An 8,567-nucleotide genomic window follows, 5' to 3' on the forward strand; every position below is an offset into this window, starting at 1 on the left:
AAATTTATCGAAAAGTTGTGTAAAATGAAAGTATATTATTACCAAAGGCCTGTGTATTGTTAAAGGCTGTTATTGGAGGGAATTATAATGAACAAAAAATTATTAGCTTTATTGGCAGTTGCTGCTGTAGGCGTATCCGTAGCTGGCGCAACTCCACAAACTCAATTCAACAAAGGTGAATTCCAAGTTGATCTTGGTGCTGCAAGTGTTGAAGCAAAAATGGATGGTGGCAAAGATGCTCACAAATGGAACTTCGATGGTGGTTTGACTTATGGTTGGTCTGACAAAACTGCTATTCAATATGGGTACCATGGTTTGAATACTAAACATCTTGATACTGATATGCATGAATTGAACTTGGTTCGTTCTTTGAACAAAAATGTAGCAGTATATGGTGGCTATGGTCGTATCCACAATCATGATGCTGGTGGCACTAATAACATTGCACAAGTAGGTGTAATTGGTAAAGCTAACCTTGGTTCTAAAGTAGAAGTTTATGGTAAAGCTGGCGTAGGTACTAAGAAAACTTCCACTTGGGAAGCTGGCTTAGGCTACAAAGTTAACGAAGATTTGGATATCAATGCTGGTTACCGTTATATCAATACTCAAGCTACTGATACTGACAATGTATCCTTCCAAGGTCCTGTAGTTGGCTTATCCTACCGTTTCGGTGGTCAAAAATCCGTAGCTCCTGTATACACTCCAGCTCCAGCTCCTGTATACACTCCAGCTCCAGCTCCTGTAGTAGAAGCTCCTATGTATAAAACTCCTAAATTGGATTACTATGTAGAATCTATCTACTTCGATTCCGATCAAGATGTTGCTCGTGCAGACCAATATCCAAACTTGACAGCTGCTGTAAACGCTGCTCACCAATACTCTCAAGACCAAGTTAAATTGTTAGGTAATGCTGATACTGATGCTACTCCACAATATAACGTTGGCTTGTCTGAACGCCGCGTACAATATGTAGCTCAATACTTAGTAAACAATGGTGTATCTGCTGATCGCTTAATTGGCATCGCTAATGGCGACACTAAACCAGTGGCAACTAACTCCACTGCAGCAGGTAAAGCTGAAAACCGTCGTGTAGACGTTTATATCCACCGCTAATCTCTAGATATATCTAGATTAGGTATACAATAAGTCCACCTTCTATCATGCTCTCGTGTTCATCGGGGGACCGAGCATGTGATAAGGTGGACTTTTGTGTTATACTAAGCTTGCATACAATCGTAGGTCATACAATGTTCATTAAGTTTTGGTAATGTATGTGTTGTGAGTATAGTAAAGTAGGTTATATATGAAACGATTTAAATATTACAAACCGCTTATAGGGGCCATTATACTGGCTGGCGTTATGATCATGATGGCGCTACGCATCAGCGATATTGCTAATGCTATTGATGCTATTATCACTGCCTTTGTTCCACTTATAGTCGGTGCTTGTATAGCATTTGTCCTGGATATTCTCGTTGTGCGTTATGAACGGTGGCTGTGGCCTAAGAGTAAAACTGGTTGGAAAGATAAAATTAGACGACCTTTAAGTCTTGTATTATCCTTTGTTACTATCAGTGCTATCGTTTATTTTATTGCCCGTATGGCGATTCCACAATTAATCCATTCTATGTCAATTATTGTTGCTTCTTCACCGCAGTTATATACAGACTTCCAAACATGGATGCAACACTTTACAGAAACCATTCCAATGGCCTCCAATCAAACTCTTATGGATACGTTGAGTGGTGAAAGTGTTGTTAAATATACTCGCGAGTGGGGCACAAAGGGTGGTACCTACCTAGTTAATGCGATGGGGACAGCCTTATCTTGGACTTTAAATATAGGCCTAGGATTGATTTTTGCCATTTATATGCTGCTCGATAAAGAACGCCTTATGATGCAAGGCAAACGGATTTTAAAAGCCTATGCATCGGATGAGTGGGTTAATCGTGTTAGCTACGTGACTCGTGTAGCCGTTCAAACTTTTAGTAACTTCTTTGTAGGCCAGTTTATAGATGCCTTAATTTTAGGTATTATGGTGGGCTTTTCATTGTGGGCCTTTAATATCGAATATGCTACTACGATTGCCTGTGTTATTGGTCTTACTGCATTAATTCCATTGCTAGGTATTTATGTAGGGGGCGTTATAGGCGCAGTTATCTTACTTACTGTTAGTCCTATGGATGCATTAATCTATGTGATTATCTTAGAGGTGCTTCATCAAATTGAAAGTAACTTTATTTATCCCAAGATTGTAGGTAATTCCGTTGGTTTACCTGGTTTGTGGGTGTTTGCAGCCGTTATCGTAGGTGGTAGTTTAATGGGGGTCACTGGCATGTTGATTGGCGTACCTTTGGTGGCAACATGTTACAAATTGCTTATGACTGATGTAAACGATCGACTTGCATCGAATGAAGGTTTATAGTATATTGTCTAAATAATATATCTATTTATGTATGTTTTGTGTGCTGTTGCGTATAGCACAAAATTATAGTAATTCTAGTATACAGATGGCTTTTACCATAGGTGAAAGCATTGTATATAGTAGGAGGATATGTAATGAATAAAAAGTTGATTTCTATGGCATTAACTGGTGTATTGGCAGTTGGCGTATTGTCCGTTGCTACACCTAGTGTAGCAGATGCACGTAAAACAAAACCAGAAACAAGTACTGATATTTCTGTACAACGTGCACCAGGGGAATCCATGGTTATGACTATGAGTAAAATTGGTACTATTTTCCAAAATCGTTTTCCGAATGCAGCACTTCATTCTGTAGAGCTTAACTCTAATGATTTGAACTATGGTTACAAAGTAGTAGGCTATAGTAAATATCATCAATATAAGATGAAAATCGACGTTATCACTGGTAATACATCTGATATGGATGAAGGTGGCAAACCTAAGAAAGTTATCGGTGAAATCTTTAATAAAGATAAAGTCATCGAAGCAGCTCAAGCTGAGCGCGTTGCGAAACAACAGCTTGGTGCTGATGCAGTTGTAAAAGGCTGGAAAATTGAAGCTCATGAAGGCAAGATTCTATACTATATGACAATGCATCAAGATGGTAAAAAAGTTGTAGTCACTGTAGATGCGGAAACAGGAGCATATGTAGGTCAATCTAAATCCAGTAAATTACCTCCTGAACCAGACCAAGGTTTTGATGGTCGTAGAACAAATATCATTTGGGACAACACTATTGATATGGGTCGTTAATCCATTTAGCGATATTATAAATAAAGAGCTGAAGATACAATCTTCAGCTCTTTTATTTATATAATGGTTATATATTTATTATTACCAACGATTTTCGTAGTATACTTGTGTCCACATGATGACCTCTACAAGAGAAGGGTGAGGGCTCATAGTTTCACCTACAGTGATAACGGATTTAGGATCCATTTCGCGAGTAATACCTTTTTCACGTAAGCGTTTAGTACGTTCAGAAGCGATTTCTTCATTAATTGCTGTCAACGGAGTTACACCGCTGTTCATAAGGTTTACATATGGTTGGAATAGGATAGACGCTTGAGGGCCTGTTACATGCATACCAAGGATATGGTTAGTATCTTTGTCTACCACGATTTTTACAAAGCCGTCATTCACATCGCCAGGGTTGATACCCATTGCGTAGCCTTTAGCTGTGGAGGAGTAGTAGTTTTTACCTACACCTACATTGTAACCAGCTTTAATAGCTTCTGCTTCAGTAAGACCTACGCTACCAATCTCAGGGTAGGAGAAGGTAACCTTTGGCAATGTATCATAGCGTGCCCAACGGAAATCTTCTTCGTTTTTAGCAAAGTATAGGTTGTGGGCGATAATATCAGCTTCATAGTTCGCACGATGACGGAATGCTGGTTCACCATTTACATCCCCTAAGGCATAGATGCCATCAACAGATGTTTCAAGGAACTCGTTTGTTTTAATCCAGCCTTTTGGTAAAGTTTCGATACCCGTATTTTCTAGGTGCAATTCTTCCACAGCAGGACGGATACCGGCAGCTACGAGGATTTCTTCAACCTTAGTTTCTGTGATTTCGCCAGTAGTACGATCTTTTGTTACTACTACCTTAAGGCCGTCCTCTTGACGGATTTCAACAGTGTCTTGGTTTAAGATTACATTAATACCACGAGCTCGGTAGTTTTGAAGAAGGTGTTCGGACATCTCTTCATCTTCCTTAGGTACAAGGCGTACATTATGTTGAATGATGGTAACTTCAGTACCTGCAGAATCAAATACATGACCAAATTCTACACCGATAGGACCGGCACCGAGTATTGCAAGAGATTTGTATGGTTGTTTAGGGAATTTATCGCCAAAGAGGCTTTCACTAGTAAGGAAACCTGCCTCTTGAAGACCTGGTACATTTGGTACATTACTATAACCGCCAGTACCTAGAATAATCGTTGGTGCTGTAATTTCTACAATGCCAGAACCATCGTTGAGATGAATATTCATTACTTTATCGGATATAAAGCTTGCTGCACCACGATATACGTCTACATTGTCATATGCATTGTAATAATCGTAAATGCCAGCAGATTCGTCGATTTTATGCCAGGTACGTTTTGATACAGTATCCCAATCCATAGTAGCAGAACCAACATTAATACCGATTTTTTTGAATTCTTCCACTTCCTGGATCGCATTAGCTGCTGTAACCATAACTTTTGTAGGAATACAACCACGAGTTAGGCATGTACCACCAAATTTACCTTTTTCTATGATGGCTACTTTTAACCCTTTTTTGATAGCAGCATCAGCTACGATTGTAGCGCCACCTGTACCGACGACAATAATATCATATTGTTTCATGTTGATTCCTTTCTATTTATATCAATTAATAGTTATTATCATTAACTCTATTATAACACTATATTGAATAAAATCAATATAGATATATCGTTTAATTTTCAGAGTTTGCTTTTATATTATACAATGAATATATTTATAAGTTGTATAGTAATCTATTATTTATGACTTTCAAATACAAAAAAAGACAGTCCCGAAAGACCGTCTTTAGTATGATTGTAAAATTGTATTTAATCCCAGTTTTCGTGATAGCCACGTTTTGCATAATCTGCAGTAGCAGTGAAGAGAATATCTGTACTGGAGTTAAGTGCTGTTTCAGTGGAGTCTTGTAAAACGCCAATGATGAAGCCTACACCTACAACTTGCATTGCGATGTCATTGGAGATACCAAATAGAGAACAAGCAAGAGGAATTAGAAGTAGGGAACCACCAGCAACGCCAGAAGCACCACAAGCACCGATAGTAGCAATAACAGATAAGAGGATTGCTGTAGGGATATCTACAACGATTCCAAGTGTATGGGCAGCAGCTAATGTCATGATTGTAATTGTGATCGCTGCACCACCCATGTTGATTGTTGCACCTAATGGAATGGATACGGAATACATATCAGGGTTAAGTTTTAAACGTTTTGCTAAATCGAGGTTAACAGGGATGTTTGCAGCAGAGCTACGTGTGAAGAATGCGTAGATTGCAGATTCACGTAAACATTTGAAAACCAATGGATATGGATTACGGTGAAGATATACAAAAGATAGAAGTGGGTTTACTACTAATGCTACGAAAATCATAGAACCAAGTAGTAATACGAGTAATTGGAAATAACCAATTAAAGCTTCAATACCGTTAGTAGCAATAGAGTCAGCTACGAGACCCATGATACCAAGAGGAGCAAAGCGGATAATCCAACCTACTACAGTTGTAATAGCTTGAGCGATAGACTCCATTACTTCCTTAGTATTCATTGGTGCATGGCGTAAAGCGCCACCGATAATAAGTGCCCAGCCTAAAATACCGATATAGTTAGCAGTCATCAAGGCTTTTACTGGATTATCAACAATATTTTTTAAAAGTGTTTTCATTACCTCTACGATACCTTGTGGTGGAGCTGCATCGGCTGCACTAGCTGCAAGGTGTAATGTAGTAGGGAACATAAAGCTTACGACTACAGCAAGCGCTGCAGAAAGGAATGTACCTAATAAATATAATGTGATTACAGAGCCCATTCCTGTTTTTTGACCAGAACGGTGTTTACTGATGGCTGCAATAACAAGGAAGAATACGAGGATTGGTGCAATCCCTTTTAAAGCACCAACAAAGAGAACGCCTAATAAAGCTAATTCATTTGCCACATCTGGCACGTATAGAGCTGTCAAAATACCAATAATCAAACCTATGATAATTTGTTGGATTAGACTGACTCTATTGATTGTTTTTACAAATCGATTCATAGTACACTCCAATACTTAATAAAAACTAATAAAAGACCATGGAAAAGATATCTTTTCGTCATGGACATATGTCATTATACAACGAACATAGCATGGTGGCAATAGAGAATATCATAGATATTTATATATAATGATATATAATGATATTAGATTTATTATGACTGATAATAATATTTATTTTGCAATATGATAGCTTTCATAGTAGTGAGTATATGGTTTTAACTAAATATGTGCTCATTACATAGTTACTATATATAGTATATATAATAGGATTCTTTTGATAGGTTGCATAGTATGATATACTATGCGAGTAAAGAGTTTGAATATAGTTCTTGATTAGTGAAAGGACCATAATGAATACTAAAGAATTTAAAACATATGCCGATAAAGAAGAATTTGTACAAGGTGTTTTTTCTAATATTGCAAAAAATTATGACTTGATGAATACAGTCTTGAGCTTTGGACAAGATTATTATTGGCGCAAATTCTCTGTAAAAGCAATGAATATCGGTCCTCACCAACGTGTGCTTGATGTAGCATGTGGTACTTGTGTATTTACAAAGGAAGCATTGCGTCAAGAACCAACATTAAGGGTGGAGGCATTAGACTTTAATAGTGAAATGCTTGATCAAGGTCGTGTACGTATTGAAGATGCAGGTTTAATAGATCAAGTTAATCTTGTTCAAGGTGATGCAATGGCATTACCATATGCAGATAATACATTTGATGCGGCTATGAGCGGATTTGCAATGCGTAATGTGCCTGATATTAAACAAGTATTATCTGAAATGCAACGTGTTGTAAAACCAGGTGGAAAAGTAGTTGTGCTAGAATTGGCTAAACCTAGCATGTTTGGTTTTAAACAGTTATACAATTTCTACTTCTCTTATATATTACCTATTATAGGTAAGTTAAGTAAGGATAATTCCTCTTATGCATGGTTGCCAGAATCCTTACGCAGATATCCTCATCAAAGCGAGATTCTTGAAATCTGGAAATCTTTAGGATATGAAAATGCCACCTATCATGAATTGACAGGCGGCATTGTAGCGGTCCACGAAGGTGTGGTACCAGAAAATTCTATTGTAAATAATAAGTAATATTAGCGTCTTGAGAAACTACTAATGATCCTTTTTCAACAGGAGTCGCAGTTTCGAGAGACGCTTTTAACATAACGGCGTTACGATAGGAACCAGAGTCCATAGAGGTTGTTTGTGGTGTGCTGATAGAAACGGTTTTTACAGGGCCTAATGTACGACCAAGGGCTGCAGCAATAACCTCAGCTTTATGACGACCGTCTTGAATTGCTTCGGTAGTTAAAGAATCAGACAGTTGTTGAGATACATCATTTTGGAATGAAAGGTTATTGATATCGTTGGCACCAGCGCTAACAGCAGCGTCAACAGCCTTTCCTACATTATCAAGATTGTTGATTTTTATAGTCACACGATTTGCTACACTATAACCAGTGTTGATTCGTTTGCCGTCTTGATAATCACTTGTAGGGTTAATAGAAATATTAGATGTGTAAATATCTTTTTTGTCGATACCTAAATGACCTAACTTACTGATTAAATCACTCATGATGCGATCGTTATTGGATTTTGCAGCATTGATATTAGTGTTTTCACTAGTAATACCAAGTGTTAAAATCGCATAGTTAGGTGCTACAGAACGAGAGGCTTCGCCTGTAATTTGAATTTCTGAGGTATCAAATGTACCTTGTGGTGCAGCAAAGGCTACAGTGGCCATAGTTGCACATACCGCAGCAATAGCAACTGTTTTGGATAATAAACGTTTGGATAATTTCATACTCAATCTCCTCACACATTATTATAGTATTAATTATAACTACTATAATAAAAGACTAAACTGAAATATAGAGCTAATTCAAAATTAAAATATAGTATTAAATAGTATATAACTATATAACTACATAAGTGAAAGAGTCTATATTACAGCTACATTATACAAAATAGATTGTATAAAATCAATCTTTAGTTTTAGATTGAAAAATGAATGTGCAATGAAAGTGGTGTGAAATTGAGAATTGGGGGTTGCCATTATTTTTTTGTTATACTATAATATGCATACAGTCGTTCGAACGACTGTTTCTTAATGAGTGTGGGAATACACTTTGAAGTTCGAAAGAACTTCAAAAAAATTATAAAATGTGTTGACATGAAAGTGCTCACATGTTATTATAATCAAGTCGTCAGATGGCGCTTCACTAAAGCGTGAAACTGATAACAGATCTTTGAAAACTGAACAATGATAGGTAATCAATCATATGATTGAACATAT

The 8,567-nt window shown here is 37.3% G+C and carries 7 protein-coding genes; 4 read left to right on the forward strand and 3 right to left on the reverse strand.

Annotated features, from left to right (window positions below; translation table 11 throughout):
- Positions 1 to 87: 87 nt before the first annotated feature.
- The 3 genes from Q7P05_RS08085 to Q7P05_RS08095 all read left to right on the forward strand — a co-directional run bounded on the left by Q7P05_RS08085 (position 88) and on the right by Q7P05_RS08095 (position 3,216).
- Positions 88 to 1,113, forward strand: coding sequence for an OmpA family protein (locus Q7P05_RS08085; protein WP_303931536.1), 1,026 nt, complete (start codon positions 88 to 90; stop codon positions 1,111 to 1,113).
- A gap of 190 nt (positions 1,114 to 1,303) precedes the next feature.
- The gene (locus Q7P05_RS08090; protein WP_303931538.1) at positions 1,304 to 2,425 is read left to right on the forward strand and encodes an AI-2E family transporter; all 1,122 of its coding nucleotides are present in this window, start codon (positions 1,304 to 1,306) and stop codon (positions 2,423 to 2,425) included.
- Positions 2,426 to 2,559: 134 nt separating this feature from the next.
- Positions 2,560 to 3,216, forward strand: a complete 657-nt coding sequence (locus Q7P05_RS08095) for a peptidase (protein ID WP_303931539.1) — start codon at positions 2,560 to 2,562, stop codon at positions 3,214 to 3,216.
- An 81-nt stretch (positions 3,217 to 3,297) separates the two neighbouring features.
- On the opposite strand, the gene Q7P05_RS08100 is transcribed toward Q7P05_RS08095, so the two are convergent.
- Positions 3,298 to 4,815 (reverse strand): NAD(P)/FAD-dependent oxidoreductase, encoded by a 1,518-nt coding sequence (locus Q7P05_RS08100; protein WP_303931540.1) that lies wholly within the window; start codon positions 4,813 to 4,815, stop codon positions 3,298 to 3,300.
- A 227-nt stretch (positions 4,816 to 5,042) separates the two neighbouring features.
- Positions 5,043 to 6,263, reverse strand: coding sequence for a serine/threonine transporter SstT (gene sstT, locus Q7P05_RS08105; RefSeq protein ID WP_303931542.1), 1,221 nt, complete (start codon positions 6,261 to 6,263; stop codon positions 5,043 to 5,045).
- A 353-nt stretch (positions 6,264 to 6,616) separates the two neighbouring features.
- Between sstT and Q7P05_RS08110 the strand changes: the two genes are divergently transcribed.
- Positions 6,617 to 7,363, forward strand: coding sequence for a ubiquinone/menaquinone biosynthesis methyltransferase (locus tag Q7P05_RS08110; RefSeq protein ID WP_303931544.1), 747 nt, complete (start codon positions 6,617 to 6,619; stop codon positions 7,361 to 7,363).
- Here the strand turns inward: Q7P05_RS08110 and Q7P05_RS08115 are convergent.
- Positions 7,344 to 8,075: an SIMPL domain-containing protein gene (locus Q7P05_RS08115; protein WP_303931546.1), complete on the reverse strand. Its 732-nt coding sequence runs from the start codon at positions 8,073 to 8,075 to the stop codon at positions 7,344 to 7,346. The genes Q7P05_RS08110 and Q7P05_RS08115 overlap by 20 nt on opposite strands.
- Positions 8,076 to 8,567 lie beyond the last annotated feature (492 nt).

Source organism: Veillonella dispar, assembly GCF_937975875.1.
In the GTDB taxonomy this organism is placed as follows: Bacteria; Bacillota; Negativicutes; order Veillonellales; family Veillonellaceae; genus Veillonella; species Veillonella dispar_B.